Here is a 20,336-nt window from a genome sequence, read left to right on the forward strand (position 1 = left end):
AGAGGGGGCGCTGGGGCGGGGGGTGGGCGGGGCCCCCGCCCCCGCTCCCCCCCGCCCCGGCCCCCGTGGGGGGGGGGGGCCCCGGCGCCGCGCCCGCCGTCCCGCGGCGGTGTTCCCTCCCTCCTGTCCTGATTTCCGCCGGTTGCGCGTTGGTGTGGAACTTTCCCCGCGCTCGGTGGAGCTACGGATCCAGTGATTCCGTGGCTGCCCCTCCGGCCGTACTCCCTGACGCATCCGCCGACCGGCCCCGTCACACCTGCACCTGGAATGGACATGATCCTCGCCGCGCGCCCGTGCAGTCCCCGTGGTTTCTCCCTGCGCGCCGTCCGGGCCTTTGCCGCGACGGCGCTGCTTGCGTTCTGGGCGGCGGTCCCGGCGGCCGCCCAGAACCCCAGCAACGCGGTGCTTCGCGGCCGCGTGACCGACGACGACGGAGCACCGCTGGCCGCGGCGCAGGTGACGGTGCTGCACGGGCCCACCGGCGCGCAGGCGCGCGCGCTGAGCGACGCGGGGGGGCGGTACCAGCTTACGGGGATGCGGCCCGGGGGGCCGTACACGGTGCGCGTGTCGCGCCTGGGCTACGCCAACGCCGAGCGGCGCGACGTCGAGCTGCGGCTGGGCCAGGTGCTGGTGCTGGACTTTCGCCTCAACGTGACGGCCACCACCCTGGAGGAGATTACCGTGCGGGCGGAGGTGGACACGCGCTTCTCCACCTCGCGGACGGGTGCATCGACCACCATCGACCAGGAGACGATCGAGCTGCACCCGCTGGTGGAGCGCGACTTTCTGGAGATCGCCGACGTGTCGCCGATGGTCACGCGGACGGAGACGGGCGGCATCTCCGTTTCGGGGCAGAACGAGCGGTACAACTCCATCACCATCAACGGCGCGCTGCACCAGGACGTGTTTGGCGCCTACGCCAGCGGGGTGCCGGGCGCCGAGGCGCGCGCCAAGGCGATCCCCCTGGCGGCGATCCAGGAGTTCCAGGTGCAGGTGGCGCCGTACGACGTGCGCAGCAGCGGCTTTACCGGCGGCTATCTGAACGCGGTGAGCAAGGCGGGGACGAACGAATGGCATGGCTCGTTCTTCGGCGAGCTGCGCGACGAGTCGATGGTGGGCGGGCTGCAGGTGGACGGCACGGACTTCGGGGTGGCGGACTACCACAAGCAGGTGTTCGGCGGCAGCATTGGCGGGCCGCTGGTGCGGGACCGCATCCACCTGTTCTTCGCGGCCGAAACCGAGTCGCGCCGCGAGCCGCCGCCGGGGTACTCGCTGGGCGTGGGCGACCCGCTGCGCACGGGGATCGACGCCGACTCGGCGGCGCGGGTGGGGGAGCTGCTGGGCGGGTACGGGCTGGACGCGGGGCAGCTGGGCAGCTACTCGCTGGACAACCCCATGGTGAACACCTTTGGGCGGCTGGACTGGCGGTTCAACGACACGCACACCTTTACGCTGCACCACAACCTGATCCGCGCCGACCGCGACGTGAGCGCCAACCGCGCCTCGTACGGCGCGTACGAGTTCTCGTCCACCGGCTACCGGGCGGAGAGCAGCACGCAGTCGCTGATGGCGCAGCTGCGCTCGCGCTTCAACGAGCGGTGGTACAACGAGCTGCAGGTGAGCGTGCAGCGCACCCACGACCGCCAGACGCCGCTCTCGGACGCGCCGCTGGTGGAGGTCGAGGTGCTGAGCGAGCTGGGCGCCTCGCTCATCCAGCGCACGCTGCGCGCGGGGGCCAACTACGCGTACCAGAACAGCGACCTGCAGCAGACGGTGGTGCAGGTGAACAACGCGTTCTCGTGGACGCGGGGCGACGTGACCACCACGGTGGGCGCGGGGACGGACGTGTTCCTTTTCGACCACCGCTACGTGCCGGGCTCGCGGGGGGTGTTCCGCTTCGACAGCCTGAACGCGCTGCGGGTGAACGTGCCCTCGAACTACGAGATCAACCTGCTCCTTCCCGGTCAGTCCGAGGCGGTGGACGTGACGGTGGCGCAGCCGGCGTTCTACGCGCAGAACGAGCACAACTTCGCGGGCGGGCTGCGCATGTACTACGGCATGCGCATCGACGTGCCCATCTTCCTGGGCCGTCCCGAGGCCAACGCCGAGATCGAGGACGCGTTCGGGCTGCGCACCGACCAGCTTCCTTCGGGCAAGCTGCTGTGGTCGCCGCGGCTGGGCTTCAACTGGCAGAGCAAGCACCCGCAGTACATCACGCAGGTGCGCGGCGGGTTTGGCATGTTTACCGGCCGCATGCCGTACGTGTGGCTGGCCAACGCCCACGCCAACACGGGAATGCGCACGGCGCTGCTCTCCTGCGGGGGCGACAACGCGCCGGCGCTGGACCCCAACGCCCCCTCGCCCACCACGTGCCGCGACGGGCAGGGGGTGGAGGAGGCGGGGCACCGCAACGTGGTGGGCTTTGACCCCTCGTTCCGCTACCCCCGCGAGATCAAGGCGTCGTTCGCGATGGACCAGCGGCTTCCCTGGGGGCTTACGGCCACGGCCGAGGCGCTGGTGGTGCAGACGCAGGCGCAGGTCACGGTGCGCGACCTGAACCTGCTCAGCGGCGCCCCGGACGACGAGGGGTACAACGAGACCTTTGGGCAGCGCCGGATCTACGGCGACGCCATTGCGCCCAACGGCTACCGGCAGCGCACGCGGCTTGACGGCTACCATCACGTGCTGTCGATGGAGAACGAAAAGACCAGCGGGTTTGCGCACTCGGTTACGCTGGGGCTGGAGAAGGAGTTCAACGCGCGCCTTACGATGGGCGGATCGTACACCTTCAACCATTCCGACGACGTGCAGAGCCTGCGCTCGGGCGACGCGCTGCTCAACTACGGCAGCAACCCGGCCGGCTTTGATCCCAACGACCCCAGCCGCGCGTCGTCGGCGTTCGAGCGGCCCTGGAAGACGATCCTGTACCTGCGCGGCAGCACGCCGGCGCGGCTGGGCGGCACGCAGCTGTCCCTGATCTACGTGGGCCAGGCGGGCGCGTCGTACTCGTACGTGTTCGCGGACGACATCAACGGTGACGGGTATCCCGGCGTGGGCATTCCGCTGGACGCGGGCAACGACCTGGTCTACGTCCCCCACACCGCGGGCGACTTTGGCGCGGGGGGCTTTGCCACCACGGTCTTCCTGGAGCAGCTGATCAAGCTGGAGCCGTGCCTGAGCAACAGCCGCGGGCAGATCCTGCTGCGCAACAGCTGCCACGGCGCGGCGTCGCACCGGCTGGACATGAAGGTGGTGCAGCCGATCCAGCTGGGCCGCGGCCGCGTGGAGCTTTCGGGAAGCCTGATCAACGCGCTGAACCTGGTGAACTCCGAGTGGGGGCGGGTGGTGGAGGTGGCGCCGCTGGTGCCCGTTCTGGCGCTGGACCTGCAGCGCGAGGGGGTCTTCCCCAGTGTTCCGCCGATCGTCGACCCCCGCTCGCGGGCGCTGGTGCGCTACGTGGGCCCGGTGGAGCGCGACCCCGACACCGGCAAGCTGCGCGCGGCGCTCCCCGGCATCGTGTCCCCCGCCGAGTCGCAGTGGCAGGCGCAGATCGGACTGCAGATCTCCTTCTGATGCGGCAGGGGCGCCGGCCGGCCCGGCCGGCGCCCGCCTGATGCGGCAGGAACGGGCCTCCCGCCGTATCCGAACGGAGAAACAGAGCAACAGAGATGAAGCTTCATCTCTGTTGCTCTGTTTTTAGTACCGGCGGACGGTGTCATTCTGAGGAAGGCGCGCGCCCGGTTCTGTCCGGTTTGCACGATGGCGTGGCGCCGACCGAAGAATCTCTACGATGGGCGCACCATCCTGTCGGCTACGATGGGCCCTAGCGCGAAGGCCCGCCCGTTTCTGACAGAGATTCTTTGGTCGCGCCGCGGGCTCCGTGGCTTTCCCGAAGCCCGACGCGTGCGCTCTCTCAAAGGGTGCTGAGAAACCTCGAATCGTGCCAGTCATCCTGAGGGAGGCGCCGCTCCATAACCTGCTCACACACAATACCCTGGCGCCAACCGAAGGACCTTGTCGGCAGAAGCGTGAGGCTGGCTTCACGCCCCGCATCTGGCCTCACGGTGGCGGAGAGAAGGTCCTTCGGTCGCGCGCAAGCTCTTATTTTCCTGAAGGTTCCGCGTGGCGCTCCCTCAGGATGACTGTGCGCTTTGTACGAAGAATTGAGGTTTCTCAATCCCCTCTCAGGCTCAGACTCAGGCTCAGAATGACAGAAATCTCCCGGACACGCGGTGTTGTTGCGGATCAGGACTGAACCCGCAGGCCGATCCCACGGTGTCCGCTGCCGGTGACGGCGTTTGAGCGGATGCATGGACACCCCCGCCGCGTGATGAAGGGAGCGAGAAAGCCGAAGCCGTTGCCGTGCATCCGCTTGCCGCGCACGTCCGCAACGCCTGGAATCGGAACGGCCATTGCCCTTTGCGCAACGGACGGTAGCAGCTCGCATCAACCGTCGTTCCTCCCCACATCCCCACGAGACGCCTTGCCCCACCGGCCCCATTCGACGTCTCGGGCAGTCACGTGCGTACCCGGAACCCCATGATCTCCGATCTGCTCGCGCGGGCCGCCCGCCCCCTTCGCACCTGGGCCGTCCTGGCCGTCGTTCTGTGCGCGACGGCGCCGGCGGCCGCGCAGAACCCCAGCAGCGCGGTGCTGCGCGGCCGCGTGACCGACGACCGGGGGGCTCCCCTCCCCGCGGCGCAGGTGACGGTGGTGCACGGCCCCACCGGCTTTCAGGCGCGGGCGCTGAGCGATCTGCAGGGCGTCTACCAGCTTACGGGAATGCGCCCGGGCGGACCGTACACCGTCCGCGTGTCGCGGCTGGGCTTTGCGCCCGCGGAGCGGCGGGACGTGGCGCTGAACCTGGGGCAGGTGCTGGTGGTGAACTTCCGGATGAACCCGGCCACCACGGTGCTGGAGGAGATCACCGTTCAGGCGGCGGTGGACACGCGGTTCAACAGCGCGCGCACCGGGGCGGCCACCATCGTCAGCCAGGAGGCGATCGAGCTGCATCCGCTGGTGGAGCGGGACTTTCTGGAGATCGCCGACGTGTCGCCGATGGTCACGCGGACGGAGACGGGCGGGCTTTCCATCTCGGGGCAGAACGAGCGGTACAACTCCATCACCATCAACGGCGCGCTGCACCAGGACGTGTTCGGCGCGTTCGCCAGCGGCGTGCCGGGGGCCGAGGCGCGCGCCAAGGCGATCCCGCTGGGGGCGATCCAGGAGTTTCAGGTGCAGGTGGCGCCGTACGACGTGCGCAGCAGCGGGTTCACCGGCGGATACCTGAACGCGGTGACCCGGTCGGGGACGAACGAGTGGCACGGCTCGGTGTTCGGCGAGCTGCGCGACGAACGGATGGCGGGCGGGGTGGTGGTGGACGGGACGGACTTCAGCCTGGAAGACTACCGCAAGCAGGTGTTCGGCGGCAGCGTTGGCGGGCCGCTGGTGCGGGACCGCGTGCACCTGTTCGTGGCCGGGGAGATCGAGTCGCGCCGCGAGCCGCCGTCCGGGTACTCGCTGGGCGTGGGCGACCCCATGCGCACCAGCATCTCCCCCGACTCGGCGGCGCGGGTGGAGGCGCTGCTGCGGGAGTACGGGGTGGAGGCGGGGGCGCTGGACCGCTACTCCCTGTCCAACCCCGCGGTGAACGTGTTCGGCCGGCTGGACTGGCGCTTCAACGACGTGCACTCGCTGACCATGCACGTGAACCACGCGTCGGCCGCGCGCGACGTGGGGGCCAACCGCGCGGCGCACGGCGCGTACGAGTTCTCGTCCACCGGCTACCGGGTGGAGAGCAGCACGCAGTCGGCGATGATGCAGCTGGGCTCGCGGCTGAGCGAGCGCTTTTACAACGAGCTGCGGGTGAGCGTGCAGCGCACGGACGACAGCCACACGCCCGCGTCGGACTTTGCCCAGGTGGACGTGGAGGTGCTGAGCGAGGTGGAGAACACGCTGCTGCAGCGCACGCTGCGCGCGGGCTCAAACTACACCTACCAGAACAGCGACCTGCTGCAGACGGTGCTGCAGGTGAGCGACGCGTTCAGCATCTCCCGCGGCGACGTGACCACCACGCTGGGGGTGGGCGCGGACTTCTTCCGCTTCGACCAGCGCTACCTTCCCGGGTCGCGGGGCGCCTGGCGCTTCTCCAGCGTGGAGGATCTGCGGCAGAACCAGCCCTCGCACTACGAGATCAACCTGCTGCAGCCGGGGGCCGCCGAGGCGGTGGCGCTGCGGGTGGTGCAGCCCGCGGTGTTCGCGCAGAACGAACACAACTTTGCCGGCGGGCTGCGGCTGTACTACGGGATGCGGATCGACATGCCGTTCTTTCCCGATCCGCCGCAGGCCAACCCGACGGTGGCGGAGGCGCTGGGGCTGCGGACGGACCGGCTGCCCACGGGCAAGCTGCTGTGGTCGCCGCGGCTGGGCTTCAACTGGCAGAGCACGCACCCGCGCTACACGACCCAGTTCCGCGGCGGCTTTGGGATGTTCACCGGGCGGCTGCCGTACGTGTGGCTGGCCAACGCCTATACGCACACGGGCTCGCGCTCGGTGCTGCTGGCGTGCGAGGGCGCCAACGCGCCGCGGCTGGACCCGGGCGCGCCGGCCCCCGTCACCTGCCTGGACGGCACGGGCGCGGCGGAGGCGGGGCGCGGCACGGTGGTGGGCTTCAGCCCCGACTTTCGCTATCCGCGCGAGTACAAGGTTTCCATGGCGCTGGACCAGCGGCTTCCCTGGGGGTTCACGGTCACGGGCGAAGCGCTGGTGGTGCAGACGATGGCGCAGGTGACGGTGGGCGAAGCCAACCTGTCCGACCCGGACGTGCGCGACCGCGAATACAACAAGACGTTTGGGCAGCGGGGCGTGTACGGCGAGCCCATTGCCCCCAACGGATACCGTCCGCACCCCGCGCTTCCGCAGTACGGGCACATCCTGGTGTTCGGGAACGAAAAGACGAGCGGCTTTGCGCACGCGGTAACGCTGGGGCTGGAAAAGGAGTTCGGAAGCGTGCTGACGGTGGGCGGCTCGTACACCTTCAACCACGCCGACGACGTGCAGAGCCTGCGGTCGGGCGACGCGGTGATGAACTACGCCACCAACCCGGGGGCCGGCAGCCGGGGCGTGTCGTCGTTCGAGCGGCCGTGGAAGACGCTGGGGTACGCCCGCGGACGCACGCCGCAGCGGTGGGGCGGGACGCAGTTTTCGCTGATGTACGTGGCGCAGGCCGGCAACGTGTACTCGTACGTGTACGCGGACGACATCAACGGCGACGGCTACCCGGGCGTGGGCATTCCCGTGGACGCGGGGAACGACCTGCTCTTTGTCCCGCAGCAGGCGGGGGACATCCCGGGGAGCATCGCCACCTCCGTCTTCATGGGGCAGCTGATGGAGCTGGACCCCTGCCTGCGCGCGATCCGGCGGCAGATCATGGAGCGCAACGCCTGCCGGGCGGCCGCCTCGCACCGGGTAGACCTGAAGGTGGTGCAGCCCATCCACCTTCGCTCCCGGCGGCTGGAGATTTCCGGCACGGTGGTGAACGCGCTGAACCTGCTGAACGCCGAATGGGGCCGGGTAGTTGAGGTGGCGCCGCTGGTTCCCGTGCTGGCGCTGGGAGACACGCGCCAGGGCGTCACCCCCGGCAACCCGCCCACGGTGGATCCGCGCTCGCGGGCCACGGTGCGCTACGTGGGCCCGCTGGAGCGCGACCCCGAGACCGGCAAGCTGCGCGCGGCGCTCCCGGGCGTCGTGGTCGCGTCGGAGTCGCAGTGGCAGGCGCAGCTGGGCGTGCAGATCTCCTTCTGATGCCGGTTCCCACGATTCGCCGTGCACCCGGAACCCTGCCGCCGGGCTCACGCGGAGACGCGGAGGGCGCGGAGGGCGCGGAGAAAATCGCGGTTCCTCCGCACCTCGTCGTGGGATGCAGTTGTAAAGGCCGGAATGTACGGAGTGCCGGCGGAAACGTCATGATCCCGCCCGTGCACGCGTTCTCACCGGATGTCCACATCCCCTTCACAAAACGCCGGAGCGGGCCCGTCCTGTCCCGTCGCTCCGCCTCCATCCTCGTTCCGTCACCTCCGCACCCGGAAGCACCATGATCCCCCATCTGCTCCCGCGGGCCGCCCGGACCTTTCGCACCTGGGCCGTCCGGGCCTGCATCGCCCTTCCGTTCGTCACGGCCCCCGCCGCCGCGCAGAACCCCGGCAGCGCGGTGCTGCGCGGCCGGGTGACGGATGACGAGGGAGCTCCGCTGGCGGCGGCGCAGGTGACGGTGGTGCACGGGCCCACCTCGGCGCAGGTGCGCGCGATCAGCGACGCGGAGGGCATCTACCAGCTCACGGGGATGCGGCCCGGCGGGCCGTACACGGTTCGCGTCTCACGCCTGGGCTACGCCACCGCCACGCGCCGCGACGTGGAGATGCGCCTGGGACAGCTGCTGGTGCTGAACTTTCAGCTGTCGCCCAGCGCCACCACGCTGCAGGAGATCACCGTGCAGGCACAGGTGGACACGCGGTTCTCCACCTCGCGGACGGGCGCGTCAACCACCATCGACCAGGAGCAGATCGAGCTGCACCCGCTGGTGGAGCGCGACTTTCTGGAGATCGCCGACGTGTCGCCGATGGTGACGCGGACGGAGACGGGGGGCATCTCCGTTTCGGGGCAGAACGAGCGGTACAACTCCATCACCATCAACGGCGCGCTGCACCAGGACGTGTTTGGCGCGTTCGCCAGCGGGGTGCCGGGGGCGGAGGCGCGCGCCAAGGCCATTCCGCTGGGCGCCGTGCAGGAGTTCCAGGTGCAGGTGGCGCCGTACGACGTGCGCAGCAGCGGCTTTACCGGCGGATACCTGAACGCGGTGAGCCGGTCGGGGACGAACGAGTGGCGGGGATCGGTGTTCGGCGAGCTGCGCGACGAGTCGATGGCGGGGGGGCTGGTGGTGGACGGGGTGGACTTTGCCCTGACGGACTACCAGAAGCAGGTGTTTGGCGGGACCGTGGGCGGGCCGCTGGTGCGGGACCGCGTTCACCTGTTCATCGCGGGGGAGATGGAGACGCGGCGCGAGCCGCCGCCCGGGTACTCGCTGGGGGTGGGCGACCCGCTGCGCACGGGGATCGCCGCGGACAGCGCCGCGCGGGTGGCGGAGCTGCTTTCGGAGCGCGGGCTGCAGGCGGGGGCGCTGGACAGCTACTCGCTCACCAATCCGGCGGTAAACCTGTTTGGCCGGCTGGACTGGCGCTTCGACGACACGCACTCGCTCACACTGCACGTGAACCACGCCGCGGCGGAGCGCGAGCTGGCGGCCAACCGCGCGGCCTACGGCGCGTACGAGTTCTCGTCCGCGGGCTACCGGGCGGAAAGCAGCACGCAGTCGGTGATGGCGCAGCTGAGCTCGCGGCTGAGCGAGCGCTATTACAACGAGGTGCGGGTGAGCCTGCAGCGCACCCACGACGGCCACACGCCGGCGTCCGACGCGCCGCAGGTGGACGTGGAGGTGCTGAGCGACCTGGAGAACACGCTCATCCAGCGCACGCTGCGCGCGGGGTCCGCGTACGCCTACCATGACAGCGACCTGCGGCAGACGGTGCTGCAGATGAGCGACGCGCTTTCCATCTCGCGCGGGGAGCTGACGACCACGTTCGGGGTGGGGGCCGACGTCTTCGTCTTCGACCAGCGCTACCTGCCGGGCTCGCGCGGGGCGTACCGCTTCGACAGCATGGACGCGCTGCGGGCCAATGCGCCGTCGCAGTACGAGATCAGCCTGCTGGGCCCGGGCGAGCGCGAGTCGGTGGACCTGACGGTGGTGCAGCCGGCGGTGTTCGCGCAGAACGAGCACAACTTTCCCGGCGGGCTGCGGCTGTACTACGGGATGCGGATCGACATGCCGTTCTTTCCCGGCGGGCCCGATCCCAACCCCGCGGTGTCGGAGGCGTTCGATCTGCAGACGGACCGGCTGCCCACGGGCAAGCTGCTGTGGTCGCCGCGGCTGGGCTTCAACTGGCAGAGCACGCACCCGCGCTACATCACCCAGTTTCGCGGCGGCTTCGGGATGTTTACCGGGCGGCTGCCGTACGTGTGGCTGGCCAACGCCTACGCCCACACCGGCTCGCGTACGGTGCTGCTGATCTGCGACGGCGAGGACGCGCCCGACTTCAATCCCGCCGCGCCCGCTCCCAACACCTGCCGCAGCGGCACCGGGACGGCCGAGTCGGGGCTGGCCACGGTGGTCGGCTTCGACAAGGACTTTCGCTACCCGCGTGAGTACAAGGTCTCCATGGCGCTGGACCAGCGGCTTCCCTGGGGGTTCACGGCCTCGGCCGAGGCGCTGATCGTCCAGACGCAGGCGCAGGTGATGCTGCGCGACCGCAACCTGATCAGCGACGCGGCGGTCGACAGCGCATACTACCAGACCTTTGGGCAGCGCGAGGTCTATGGCGTTCCGGTGGCCCCCAACGGGTACCTGCAGCGGCGCGTGCTGTCCCAGTACGGCCACGTGCTGGTGATGGACAACGAAAAGACCAGCGGGTTTGCGCACGCCGTCACGCTGGGGCTGGAAAAGGAGTTCGGAAGCCGCCTGACCGTGGGCGGATCGTACACCTTCAACCATTCCGACGACGTGCAGAGCCTGCGCTCGGGCGACGCGCTGATCAACTTTGGCACCAGCCCGGTGGAATATTCGTCCAACGAGCCCAGCCGCGCGGTGTCGGCGTTCGAGCGGCCGTGGAAGACGCTGGGCTACGTGCGCGGCAGTATGCCGGAGCGCCTGGGGGGAACGCAGCTTTCGCTGATGTACGTGGCGCAGTCCGGAAACGTGTACTCCTACGTCTACGCCGACGACATCAACGGCGACGGCTACCCGGGCGTGGGCATTCCCCTGGACGCGGGGAACGACCTGATCTTTGTCCCGGCCGTGGCGAGCGACCTTCCCGCCAGCATCTCGTCCATCATGTTCATGCAGCAGCTGATGGAGCTGGACCCCTGCCTGCGGGGGGTGCGGCTGGCGATCGTGGGCCGCAACGCCTGCCGGGCGCCCGCCACGCACCGGGTGGACCTGCGGGTGGTGCAGCCGGTGCAGCTTCGCGCCATGCGCGTGGAGCTGTCGGGGACGGTGGTGAACGCGCTGAACATGCTGAACTCCGAATGGGGCCGGGTGGTGGAGGTGGCGTCGCGGGTGCCGGTGCTGGCCCTGGCGCCCGAGCGCGAAGGAATCATCCCCGGCTTTCCGGTAGAGGTGGATCCTAACTCGCGGGCGATGGTGCGCTACGTGGGCCCGGTGGAGCGCGACCCCGACACCGGCAAGCTGCGCGCGGCGCTCCCCGGCGTGGTGGTGGGGCCGGAGTCGCAGTGGCAGGCGCAGGTGGGGGTGCAGATCTTTTTCTGATGCGGGGGCGCCGGCCGGTCTGGATGGCGCCTGCTTGATCCGTAAGGGATTGGCCTCACACGGGGTCAACGGGGTCAACGGGGTCGCGCACCCGCCGGCTTTCGTCTGCGTATCTGGCAAACGCCGGAACCCACAAAAGACGGATTGCCACGCGGAGCCGCGGCGAATCAGAGGAGCAGAGCACGACGAACGTTCATCCGCGTATCTCCTGGATCTGCGTGGACTGCCGAACCGTCTCTGGAGTGCGTGTGAAAAGAGATGATTCGGATGGAAAACGTCTGAGTGAGAGGCGGAGCGGTGGCTTGGAGGAGGAGGCTCTCCTCCGCGGTGACCGGGATGGCGGACCCTTCCGTGGCGCGACTGCCGGTGCGCGAAAACGGAAGCCGTTGCCGCGCATCCGGTTGACTTCTCCCTTCCACGATGGCGGAGAATCGGAGCGGCCATGGCCCTTTTCGTGGAGGTTCGTGCAGCAGTCCGCATCAACCGATGTCCCTCTCCCCACATCCCCCGTGAACCCGCCGCCGAGCGGCCCCGTCCCTTCGATCCGCATGCCGTCTCGTGCAGTCACACCCGCACCAGGAAGCACCATGATCCCCGACCTGCTCCCGCGGGCCTTGCGCGCCGTCCGGGCCTGGGCCGTCCTGGCCTGCATCGCCTTTCCGTGCGTAACGGTGCCGGCGGCCGCGCAGAACCCCAGCAGCGCGGTGCTGCGCGGCCGCGTGACGGATGACGAGGGGGCTCCGCTGGCGGCGGCACAGGTGACGGTGGTGCACGGGCCCACCGGCTTTCAGGCGCGGGCGGCGAGCGACGCGGAGGGCGTCTACCAGCTCACGGGGATGCGCCCGGGCGGGCCGTACAGCGTGCGCGTGACGCGGCTGGGCTTTGCCCCCGCGGAGCGGCGGGACGTGGCGCTGAACCTGGGGCAGGTGCTGGTGGTGGACTTCCGGATGAACCCGGCCACCACGGTGCTGGAGGAGATCACGGTGCAGGCGGCGGTGGACACGCGGTTCAACAGCGCGCGCACGGGGGCCGCCACCATCGTCAGCCAGGAGGCGATCGAGCTGCACCCGCTGGTGGAGCGCGACTTTCTGCAGATGGCCGACGTGTCGCCCCTGGTGACGCGGACGGAGAGCGGGGGCATCTCCGTCAGCGGGCAGAACGAGCGGTACAACTCCATCACCATCAACGGCGCGCTGCACCAGGACGTGTTTGGCGCGTTCGCCAGCGGCGTGCCGGGCGCGGAGGCGCGGGCGAAAGCGATTCCCCTTTCGGCGATCCAGGAGTTCCAGGTGCAGGTGGCGCCGTACGACGTGCGCAGCAGCGGCTTTACGGGCGGATACCTGAACGCGGTGAGCAAGTCGGGGACGAACGAGTGGCGGGGCTCGGTGTTCGGCGAGCTGCGCGACAAGCGGATGGCGGGCGGGCTGGTGGTGGACGGCACGGACTTCAGCCTGGAAGACTACCGCAAGCAGGTGTTCGGCGGCAGCATGGGCGGGCCGCTGGCGCGCGACCGCATCCACCTCTTTCTGGCGGGGGAAGTCGAGACGCGGCATGAGCCCCCCTCGGGGTACTCGCTGGGCCTGGGCGACCCCATGCGCACCCGCGTGTCCCCGGACTCGGCGATCCAGGTGGAAGCGCTGCTGCCGGAGTACGGGGCAAAGGCGGGAACGCTGGACGCGTACCGGCTGTCGAACCCGGCGGTAAACCTGTTCGGCCGGCTGGACTGGCGGTTGAACGACGTGCACTCGCTGACGATGCACGTGAACCACGCCTCGGCGCGGCGTGACGTGGGAGCCAACCGCGCGGCGCACGGCGCGTACGAGTTTTCGTCCGCCGGATACCGGGCGGAGAGCAGCACCCAGTCGGCGATGGTGCAGCTGGGCTCGCGGCTGGGCGAGCGGCTGTACAACGAGCTGCGGGTAAGCGTGCAGCGCACGGAAGACCGCCACACCCCGGCGTCGGAGTACGCGCAGGTGGACGTGGAGGTATTGAGCGTGCTGGACGGCACGCTCCTGCAGCGCACGCTGCGCGCGGGCTCCATCTACACCTATCAGAACAGCGACCTGCGGCAGACGGTGCTGCAGGTGAGCGACGCGTTCAGCATCCCGCGCGGCGACATCACCACCACGCTGGGGCTGGGGGTGGACTTTTTTGCCTTCGACCAGCGCTACCAGCCCGGTTCGCGGGGCGCCTGGCGCTTTTCCAGCCTGCAGGACCTGCGCGACAACACGCCGTCGCACTACGAGATCAACCTGCTGCAGCCGGGGCAGTCGGAGTCGGTGCAGATGAAGGTGCTTCAGCCGGCGGTGTACGCGCAGAACGAGCACAACTTTCCCGGCGGGCTGCGGCTGTACTACGGCATGCGCATCGACATGCCGCTTTTTCCCACGGGCCCGGACTCGGACCCCCGCGTGTCGCAGGCGCTGGGGCTGCGGACGGACCGGCTGCCCACGGGCAAGCTGCTGTGGTCGCCGCGGCTGGGCTTTAACTGGCAGAGCACGCACCCGCGCTACATCACCCAGTTTCGCGGCGGGTTCGGGATGTTCACGGGCCGGCTGCCGTACGTGTGGCTGTCCAACGCCTACGCCTACACCGGAGCGCGCTCCAGGCTGCTGGCGTGCGACGGCTTCAACACGCCGCTGATGGACCTGGACGCGCCCGCCCCCACCACCTGCCTGGACGGCGAGGGCGCGGCGGAGGCGGGACACGCGGTGCTGGTGGGCTTTGACCCCGGGTTCCGCTATCCGCGCGAGTACAAGGTTTCCGCGGCGCTGGACCAGCGGCTGCCGTGGGGGTTCACGGCCTCGGCCGAGGCGCTGGTGGTGCAGACGATGGCGCAGGTGACGGTGGAGGACGTGGGCCTGTACGGGTATGAGGACGATCCCACCTTTCCCCGCTACGAGCACGTGCTGGTGTTTGGCAACGAGGAGACGAGTGGGTTTGCGCACGCGGTGACGCTGGGGCTGGAAAAGGAGTTCGGAAGCCGGCTGACGGTGGGCGGCTCGTACACCTTCAACCACTCCGACGACGTGCAGAGCATGCAGTCGGGCGACGCGCTGATCAACGCCGGCACCAACCCGGGGCGGGGAAGCCGGGCGCCGTCGGCGTTCGAGCGGCCGTGGAAGACGCTGGGGTACGCCCGCGGAAGCCTGCCGCAGCGGTGGGGCGGCACCCAGCTTTCGCTGATGTACGTGGCGCAGGCCGGCAACGTGTACTCGTACGTGTACGCCGACGACCTGAACGGCGACGGCTACCCGGGCGTGGGCATTCAGCTGGACGCGGGCAACGACCTCCTTTTTGTCCCGCAGCGGGCGTCGGACCTTTCGGCAAGCATCCCCACCATCGCCTTCATGGGCGAGCTGATGGAGCTGGATCCCTGCCTTCGCCCGGTGCGGCGGGCGTTCGTCAAGCGGAACAGCTGCCGGGCGCCCGCCTCGCACCGGGTGGACCTGAAGCTGGTGCAGCCCCTATCCCTGCGCGCCCGGCGGGTGGAGCTGTCGGCCACGGTGGTGAACGCGCTGAACCTGCTGAATGCCGACTGGGGCCGCGTGGTGGAGGTGGCGCAGCGGGTGCCCGTGCTTGCGCTGGCGGCCGAGGGCGAGGTGGTGCTTCCCCCCAACCCCAGCAGCAAGGATCCCTATTCGAACCGGCCGCTGAGCTACGTGGGACCGCTGGAGCGCGACCCCGTGACCGGAAAGCTGCGTGCGGCGCTCCCCGGCATCGTGGTGGCGTCGGAGTCGCAATGGCAGGCGCAGGTCGGGCTGCAGCTGTTTTTCTGATCCGCCGGCGGGGAAGTACGAAAGTACGGAGTACGAGAGTACGAAGGTACGAAGGTACGAGGGTACGAAGGTACGAAGGTACGAAGGACCGTAAGGGTATGTCCCTCCGTACTTTCGTACTCTCGTACTTTCGTACCTCCGTACCCCGTACCTTCGTACCCGTCCCGCCCGTTCACGCCACCCCCTCTCCGCCCGCGCCGCCGCGCCCCCGCATGGTCCGGAGTTTGCGCCCGCGGCGGGCATGGCAGAACCCAACTTCATAGAGCGCCGCAAGTCGAACCGCGACCGCCGGGGCAAGCCCGGGCCGCGCCCGCCGCGCTTCTCGATCCTTCCACTGCTGCTGCTGTTCCTGGGGCTGGCGGTGCTGAGCCAGTTCCTGTCGCCGGCGCGCGCCAGGACCATTCCGTACAGCGAGCTCAAGAACCGCATCAGCGACCGCCAGGTGAAGGAGGTGTTCATCGCCCCCACCTACATCGAGGCGGTGCCCGACACCACCATCAGCAAGGGCGACGGTCCCGCCCGCTGGCGCTCCACGCTGCCGGGGGTAGAGGACGAGCAGCTCATCCAGCTTCTGGAAGCCCGCAACGTCCCCTACTCCGGCGTGCCGGAAGGGCGCTGGGGGTTCCTCATCACCCTGCTGCTGCCGCTGCTGCTCATCATCGGCTTCTGGGTGTTCATGTTCCGCCGGATGAACCCGTCGCAGGGGGTGCTGACGGTGGGGAAGAGCAAGGCCCGCATCGTCGGTGAGGAAGGGACGGGCGTTACCTTTGGCGACGTGGCCGGGGTGGACGAGGCCCGGGTAGAGCTGCAGGAGGTGGTGGAGTTCCTCAAGACGCCCGACAAGTTCGCCAAGCTGGGCGCCAAGATCCCCAAGGGCGTGCTCCTCGTGGGCCCCCCGGGAACGGGCAAGACGCTGCTGGCGCGCGCGGTGGCCGGCGAGGCGGGGGTCACGTTCTTTTCCATCAGCGGCGCCGAGTTCGTGGAGATGTTCGTGGGCGTGGGCGCGGCGCGGGTGCGCGACCTGTTTGCGCAGGCCAAGGCGCAGGCGCCCTGCATCATCTTCATCGACGAGCTGGACGCGCTGGGCAAGGCACGCACGCCGGGCGGCATCCTGGGCGGCAACGACGAGCGCGAGCAGACGCTGAACCAGCTGCTGGTGGAGATGGACGGGTTCGATCCGCGGCTGGGCGTCATCATCATGGCGGCCACCAACCGGCCGGAGATCCTGGACCCGGCACTGCTGCGGGCCGGGCGCTTCGACCGCCAGGTGCTGGTTGACCGGCCCGACTGGCAGGGACGGCTGGAGATCCTGAAGATCCACGCCAAGGGGATCACGCTGGATCCGAACCTGAACCTGGAGGCCATCGCCCGCCGCACGCCGGGGTTCGTGGGCGCCGACCTGGCCAACCTGCTGAACGAGGCGGCGCTGCTGGCGGCCCGGCGCGACAAGCCGGCGGTCGGCATGCTGGAGATCGACGAGGCGGTGGACCGCATCATCGCCGGGCTGGAAAAGAAGAACCGGCTGATCAACGACAAGGAGCGGACGATCGTCGCCTACCACGAGGCGGGGCACGCCATCGTGGCCGAGCGGGTGCCCACGGCCGACCCGGTGCACAAGATCTCCATCATCCCCCGGGGCGTGGCGGCGCTGGGCTACACGCAGCAGCTGCCCACCGAGGACCGTTACCTGCTCACCAAGCAGGAGCTGATGGACCGCATCGCGGTGCTGCTGGGCGGGCGCGTGGCCGAGGAGATCGTCTTCAACGAGATCAGCACGGGCGCGGGGAACGACCTGGAGCGGGTGACGGAGCTGGCGCGCAGCATGGTGACGGAGTACGGCATGTCGCGCGAGCTGGGGCCGGTGAACCTGGCCGGCCCGCGCCGCACGCAGTTCCTGCAGGCCGACGGCGGCGGCCCGTCGCAGCGCAACTACAGCGAAGAAACGGCGCGCGAGATCGACGGCGAGATCAAGGGGCTGATCGACGGCACCTACGAACGCGTGCGCCGGCTGCTCACGGCCGACCGCGACGTGCTGGAGGTGCTCGCCAGGCGGCTGCTGGAAAAGGAAGTGGTGGACGAGGCGGAGCTGCGCGAGATCATGGGCCTTCCCCCGCGCACGCACGAGCCCTCGCCCGATCGCGTGGTCGAAACGCCGCCCCCGGCGCCGCTGGGCGACGCGCAGGCCGCGGCGGCCGCGCCCGTGGAGCCGCTGACGATCAACGTCGTTCCGCCGCCTGCGGCCGACGCCGACGCCACGCAGCTGGATACGTCCACATCGACGGCGGCCTCCGAGCCGACGAAGCCGAACCGAAGCCGGAGGAAACGGTGACCAAAGACCCGCGCTACCAGGACAAGAGCCCGCACACGGCCGACGAGCAGGGCCAGCCCGAGCCCGAGCGGCCCACCACGCCCACGGAGAAGCGGCTGGACGGGCCGGAGGACAAGCCGTCGCAGGCGGAGGGGGAGCGGGACGCGTCGGCGGAGTGAGGTGTAGGGGTGTGAGGGTGTGAGCGGAAGGCCCGGCGTGATGCCGGGCCTTTTTGCGTTAGGTATGGAAGTCTCAACCTGGGTCCGGGAAGGGCGAATGAATTCGCTGCAACAACTACACGAAGTCCGCCTTCGCGGACTGGCGGGCTGGGTGCGGGACGAGGGTTTTGGTGGGCGTGGAAGGATGGGTGTGGGCCGCCCGGACCCGGTAGTCAGACGGTTTGCGGCGTCCCAGGCACCGGAGCGTCCGCAACCGGGATGAATGAAGCTTACAGGGCAGCCGCCGTGACGTTTATACCCTCTCCCGCTTGCGGGAGAGGGTGCGAGCCTAAGCGAGCGGGTGAGGGCCCCCGCCGATGCAATTCGATGCGTTCACTTCCACACATCGCACTCTCGCACTCCCGCACCCCCGCACTATCGCACCCTCCCCCGATGCAACGCTTTCTGCAGGTCGTACCGTCTTCAGGGTGAGCAGGAGGAAAATCCCCGGTCCGGTGACCCGTGTACGCTGCCGCTGCCGATCCGCTGGTGCCCCGTCTGCGGGGCGATGACCCCGAGGCCCGGCGCGCGCTGTTCGAGCGCGAGGGGCCGCGCGTGTGGTCGCTGGTCTACCGGATCTGCGGAGACTACGACGTGGCGCAGGACGTTACCCAGGACACGTTCCTGGCGGCCTTTCGCAAGATTGGCGGGTTTGGCGGCACGGGGACGCTGCGCGGATGGCTGGGCCGCATTGCCCTGAACCTGCTGCGCGACCAGCGAAGGACGGAGCGAAGGCGCAGCGAGACGCTGAGCCGCTTTCCCGCGGCGGAAAGCGCGGAGGCGCGCACCGGCGAGCCGTTCGTGCAGCGGCGGGTGAACGCGGCGGTGGACGCGCTGGGAGAAAAGCTGCGCGTGGTGCTGCTGATGCACGACGTGGAAGAGTACACGCACGAAGAGATCGCGCAGGCGCTGGGGATCGCCCCCGGCTCGTCGCGCGCGCGCCTTTCCCGCGCCCGCGCGCTGCTGCGCGAGGCGCTGGCGGACCTGGCCCCGGAGGATGCCCGATGATCCACGACGACGACCGCGCACCGGACGAGGTGCGCCGCGCCCTGGCCGGCTACCGCCCCCCGCCTCCCATGCCCGCGGACGAGATGTGGGCGGCGATACAGACGGGGACCGGCGCCGCGGATCCCCATCCGCCGATCCCCCTTTCGCCCTGGACGCGGCGCATCCGCCCGCGGGTGGTGACGGCGCTGGCGGCGTCGCTGGCGCTGTTCATCGCGGGGACGGGCGTGGGCTTTGGGGTGGCGCGGGCGCGGGACGACGGGGACGCGCCGGAGCGGATCGCGGACGGCGGCGCGGCGGAGGCGCCGGTGCTGTACCGCGTCACCTGGTTCTGAGGGGGAGGCGATCGCGATGAGGACTTCCATCACCTGGCTGGCGCTGCTGTGCGCGGTGCCGCTGCTGCTCTCCGCCTCGTCCGCGCCGGCGGCGCAGGGCGCGTGCGGCGGGGAGCCGGCGCGCGGCCACCTGGGCGTGCGCATCGGCTGCGACTGCACGGTGAGCTCCACGCCCTCCGCGGACAAACCGTGGCGCTTTCGCTCCGCCATCCGCGTAGACGCGGTGGAGGCGGACGGCCCCGCGGCCGGCGTTCTGCGCCGCGGCGACGTCATTACCGCGGTGGACGGCGCGGCGGTGACGGAGGCGGAGGGCGCCCGGCGGCTGTGGCAAGCGCGGCCGGGCCAGCCTGTGCGCCTGTCGATCGAGCGCGACGGGCAGCGGATGGAGGTCACGCTGCGCACCGCGGCGATCTGCGCGGACGACCGGCGCGCCATCGGATCGTACGCGCCCGCCGTCGTTGGCCCCGACGTGCCGGGGGCGTCGTCGTTCGGGGCGCGGACGCCGGCACCGGAGGCGGTGCCGGGCGCGCCCTCATCCGGTCCCGTGCCGGTGCCGACGACGCCGGGGCTGCAGCCGGAGGGGTGGCTGGGGTTTGGGCTGGCGTGCAACCAGTGTGGCTGGGCGCGCGCAGGGGGTGACGCGGCGCCGTACTGGGAATCCGCGGGCGAACCCATCCTCTACACGGTGCAGCCCGGCAGCCCCGCCGCCCGCGCGGGTCTGCGCGACGGCGACGTGCTGACGCACGTAGGGGCGCACGCCATCACCTCGCGCGAGGGCGGCCGCGCGCTGGGCGCGGTGCGGCCGGACGAGCGCCTGGCCCTGCGCGTCCGCCGCGCCGGTCGGCCGATGGAGGTCGCGCTCGTGGCCGGACGCCGCCCGGCCGCGCCGCCCGCGGTCCGTTACGCGGGGCAGGTGGGCGGCGTGCGGGTGGAACTGAGCGGCGCCGCGCCCAGCGACGTGTCGGTGGACGAGGAGACGGGGGAGATGTCCATCACCGTCAACGGCGCCACCGTCCGCCTGCGTCCCCGCGACTGAATCGCGCGGCGGTCGGATGCGATCGGAGCCTGCTCCGCCCACGTCCAACTCCCAGTCCTCCTGAGCGAGACGCCGCGCTGCATCCTGCTGGTACGAAGTGCTTTGGCGCCGACCCGAAGGATCTTTGCCGGCACCGCCGTGGGGCCAGATCTCTGTTCGAAGGCGTGCCCCAGGGTGGCGGAGAGAAGGTCCTTCGGTCGCGCGCAGGTTCTTGTGTAGCTTCTGGTTACGGGTGGTGCGCTCCCTCAGGATGACTGGCTTTCATCGAAGCAAACCAC

General features: G+C 70.1%; 9 protein-coding genes. All 9 read left to right on the top strand.

Annotated elements, in window-relative coordinates; genetic code table 11:
• Positions 1-273: 273 nt before the first annotated feature.
• The 9 genes from ACOJUJ_RS24855 to ACOJUJ_RS24895 all read left to right on the top strand — a co-directional run bounded on the left by ACOJUJ_RS24855 (position 274) and on the right by ACOJUJ_RS24895 (position 20,058).
• The gene (locus ACOJUJ_RS24855) at positions 274-3,573 is read left to right on the top strand and encodes a TonB-dependent receptor (RefSeq protein ID WP_420129623.1); all 3,300 of its coding nucleotides are present in this window, start codon (positions 274-276) and stop codon (positions 3,571-3,573) included.
• 966 nt (positions 3,574-4,539) lie between these two features.
• The gene (locus tag ACOJUJ_RS24860) at positions 4,540-7,803 is read left to right on the top strand and encodes a TonB-dependent receptor (protein ID WP_420129624.1); all 3,264 of its coding nucleotides are present in this window, start codon (positions 4,540-4,542) and stop codon (positions 7,801-7,803) included.
• 289 nt (positions 7,804-8,092) lie between these two features.
• Positions 8,093-11,377 (top strand): TonB-dependent receptor, encoded by a 3,285-nt coding sequence (locus tag ACOJUJ_RS24865; protein WP_420129625.1) that lies wholly within the window; start codon positions 8,093-8,095, stop codon positions 11,375-11,377.
• A gap of 587 nt (positions 11,378-11,964) precedes the next feature.
• Positions 11,965-15,156 (top strand): TonB-dependent receptor, encoded by a 3,192-nt coding sequence (locus ACOJUJ_RS24870; protein WP_420129626.1) that lies wholly within the window; start codon positions 11,965-11,967, stop codon positions 15,154-15,156.
• A gap of 241 nt (positions 15,157-15,397) precedes the next feature.
• A complete protein-coding gene (gene ftsH / locus ACOJUJ_RS24875) occupies positions 15,398-17,485 on the top strand; it encodes an ATP-dependent zinc metalloprotease FtsH (protein ID WP_420129627.1) in 2,088 nt (695 codons plus the stop codon).
• The gene (locus ACOJUJ_RS24880; RefSeq protein ID WP_420129628.1) at positions 17,482-17,643 is read left to right on the top strand and encodes a hypothetical protein; all 162 of its coding nucleotides are present in this window, start codon (positions 17,482-17,484) and stop codon (positions 17,641-17,643) included. Before ftsH ends, ACOJUJ_RS24880 begins: the two co-directional genes overlap by 4 nt.
• A gap of 501 nt (positions 17,644-18,144) precedes the next feature.
• Positions 18,145-18,690: an RNA polymerase sigma factor gene (locus tag ACOJUJ_RS24885; RefSeq protein WP_420129629.1), complete on the top strand. Its 546-nt coding sequence runs from the start codon at positions 18,145-18,147 to the stop codon at positions 18,688-18,690.
• On the top strand, positions 18,687-19,022 hold the full coding sequence (locus ACOJUJ_RS24890; protein ID WP_420129630.1) for a hypothetical protein: 336 nt from the start codon (positions 18,687-18,689) through the stop codon (positions 19,020-19,022). The genes ACOJUJ_RS24885 and ACOJUJ_RS24890 overlap by 4 nt, the downstream gene beginning before the upstream one ends.
• A gap of 16 nt (positions 19,023-19,038) precedes the next feature.
• Positions 19,039-20,058, top strand: a complete 1,020-nt coding sequence (locus ACOJUJ_RS24895) for a PDZ domain-containing protein (protein ID WP_420129631.1) — start codon at positions 19,039-19,041, stop codon at positions 20,056-20,058.
• Positions 20,059-20,336 lie beyond the last annotated feature (278 nt).

The sequence above is a fragment of the Longimicrobium sp. genome, assembly GCF_048594345.1.
GTDB lineage: Bacteria > Gemmatimonadota > Gemmatimonadetes > Longimicrobiales > Longimicrobiaceae > Longimicrobium.